The sequence below is a fragment of the Streptomyces sp. YS-3 genome (genome assembly GCF_045257485.1).
Classification (GTDB): Bacteria; Actinomycetota; Actinomycetes; order Streptomycetales; family Streptomycetaceae; genus Streptomyces.
On the sequence record NZ_JBJHPC010000870.1, the window covers coordinates 1 to 2044 of the forward strand.

The 2044-nt window shown below is 72.9% G+C and carries 2 protein-coding genes; both read left to right on the forward strand.

The window, feature by feature from the left end:
* Positions 1-186: 186 nt before the first annotated feature.
* Entirely contained in the window at positions 187-1662 is a 1476-nt protein-coding gene (locus tag ACJA3G_RS35755; RefSeq protein WP_406557194.1) for an aldehyde dehydrogenase, read from the forward strand.
* On the forward strand, positions 1662-1895 hold the full coding sequence (locus ACJA3G_RS35760) for a ferredoxin (protein ID WP_406557195.1): 234 nt from the start codon (positions 1662-1664) through the stop codon (positions 1893-1895). The genes ACJA3G_RS35755 and ACJA3G_RS35760 overlap by 1 nt, the downstream gene beginning before the upstream one ends.
* Positions 1896-2044: the final 149 nt, after the last annotated feature.

Here is a 2044-nt window from a genome sequence, read left to right on the forward strand (position 1 = left end):
CGCGTCCCCTGCGTCATGCCGCCACAGTAGAACGTGTTTCAGTCAGTCCTCAAGCCCCGCTCACCGCCTCTCCCGGCCCGTGGACTCCTCATAGGGGAACTGGTATCAGTTCAGGCAGATCTGATAAGCCGTCAGGAACGTCGTCGGAGAGCCGCCGCGGGGCGGTCGAGCGGGAGGCGCCCAGCCATGACCCAAGCCACCAACGACCTGGTCGAACACGAACAGCTCTACATCGGCGGGAAGCTGACCGACCCCCGCGGATCCGACGTCATCGAGGTGATCTCCCCCCATACCGAGCAGCTCATCGGCCGCGTACCGCACGCCTCGCGCGCCGACGTCGACCACGCGGTCGCCACCGCCCGCCGGGCGTTCGACGAGGGCCCCTGGCCACGGCTGCCGCTCGCCGAACGCATCGAGGTCGTCTCCCGCATCAAGGACGCCATCGCCCTGCGCCACGAGGAGATCGCCCGCTCCATCAGCGCGCAGAACGGCTCCCCGTACTCCTGGAGCGTCCTGGCGCAGGCGCTCGGCGCGATGATGGTCTGGGACGCGGCGATCACCGTGGCCCGCGACTTCCCGTACGAGGAGCCGCGCACCGGCGTCCTCGGGCCCATCCTGGTCCGGCGCGAACCCGTCGGGGTCGTCGCGGCCGTCGTCCCGTGGAACGTCCCGCAGTTCGTGGCCGCCGCCAAGCTCGCGCCTGCGCTGCTCGCCGGGTGCCCGGTGGTGCTCAAGCCGTCCCCGGAGACGCCCCTCGACGCGTACATCCTCGGCGAGATCGCCCGCGAGGCCGGACTGCCGGAGGGCGTGCTGTCGATCCTGCCCGCCGACCGCGAGGTCAGCGAGTACCTGGTCGGGCATCCGGACGTCGACAAGGTGTCCTTCACCGGGTCCGTCGCGGCGGGCCGGCGCGTGATGGAGGTCGCCGCGCGCAACCTCACCCGGGTCACCCTGGAGCTGGGCGGGAAGTCCGCCGCGGTCGTGCTCCCCGACGCGGACCTGGCGGCGACCGTCGCCGGAGTCGTCCCGGCCGCGTGGATGAACAACGGGCAGGCGTGCGTGGCCCAGACCCGCATCCTGGCGCCCGCGAGCCGCTACGAGGAGTTCGCGGAGGCCTTCGCGTCCGCCGCCGGGCAGCTCGTCGTCGGCGACCCGCTCGACCCCGCGACCCAGGTCGGCCCGCTGGTCGCCAGGCGCCAGCAGCAGCGCTCGCTCGACTACATCCGCATCGGCCAGGAGGAGGGCGCCAAGATCCTGGCGGGCGGCGGCCGTCCGGCCGGGCGGGACCGGGGCTGGTACGTCGAGCCGACGCTCTTCGGCGGGGTCGACAACTCCATGCGGATCGCCCGCGAGGAGATCTTCGGGCCGGTGATCTGCCTGCTGCCGTACGGCGACGAGGCCGAGGCGCTGCGGATCGCGAACGACTCCGAGTACGGGCTCAGCGGGAGCGTGTGGACCGGTGACGTGGAGCGCGGCGTCGAGTTCGCCCGACAGGTGCGCACGGGGACGTTCAACGTGAACACCTTCAGCCTGGACATGTTCGGCCCGTTCGGCGGCTACAAGAACTCGGGCCTCGGGCGCGAGTTCGGGCCCGAGGGGCTGAGCGAGTACCTGGAGCACAAGATGATCCATCTCCCGGCCGGGTACGGGGGCGGGGCGTGATGGGCGACCGCTGGCACGTCGAGGTCGACCGGAGCGTGTGCATCGGGTCGGGGATGTGCGTGAGCACCGCGCCGGGGTCCTTCGCGCTGGACACGGCTCGCCAGTCCCGGCCCCAGGCCCCGGACGCGGACGCCAGTGAGCAGGTGCTCGCGGCGGCCGAGGGGTGCCCGGTGGAGGCGATCAGCATCACCCTGCGGGATTCGGGCGAGGCGGTCTTCCCTCCCGAGGAGTGAGCGCGTCCACCGCCGGCCGCGGACCGGTGGTGGGCCGGCCGCGCCCACGCGGCGGAGCCGCACATCAACACAGCCCCGCGCCCCCGGTTGCCCAGGGGCGCGGGGAACTGCGCGCTCGGCCCCCGCCGGCCCGCAGCCGAACCCCCGCC